The sequence below is a fragment of the Micrococcus sp. GbtcB5 genome, assembly GCF_019091605.1.
GTDB classification, from domain to species: domain Bacteria; phylum Actinomycetota; class Actinomycetes; order Actinomycetales; family Micrococcaceae; genus Micrococcus; species Micrococcus luteus.
Genome location: NZ_JAGXJK010000516.1, coordinates 1 through 234, shown reverse-complemented (window position 1 = coordinate 234; position 234 = coordinate 1). Strand labels below are relative to the sequence as shown.

At 65.4% G+C, this 234-nt stretch carries 1 protein-coding gene; it reads right to left on the bottom strand.

What is annotated here, in order from left to right; genetic code table 11:
- Positions 1 to 234, bottom strand: a 234-nt coding sequence (locus KVS67_RS13315) for a hypothetical protein (RefSeq protein WP_217565578.1), incomplete at both ends; no start/stop codon positions are given.

Genomic DNA, 234 nt, shown 5'->3' with positions numbered 1-234 from the left:
AGGAGGGGCACCTGCCAGGCCAAGCCGCGGGAGGGGTCCGAGTAGTAGTCGAACACGTCCATCTCCACCCTGCCGATCTCCATGCCCGAACCCTCGCGCAGCGCACGGTTGGCGAGGATATCGGCGGTGCAGCAGATGATGGGTGCGTCACCGTTCGCGGTGGGATCACCCGTGGCCATGCACACGATCTCCGCTCCGTACACGTCCACCAGCGCGAAGAACTTCAGCGAGGCA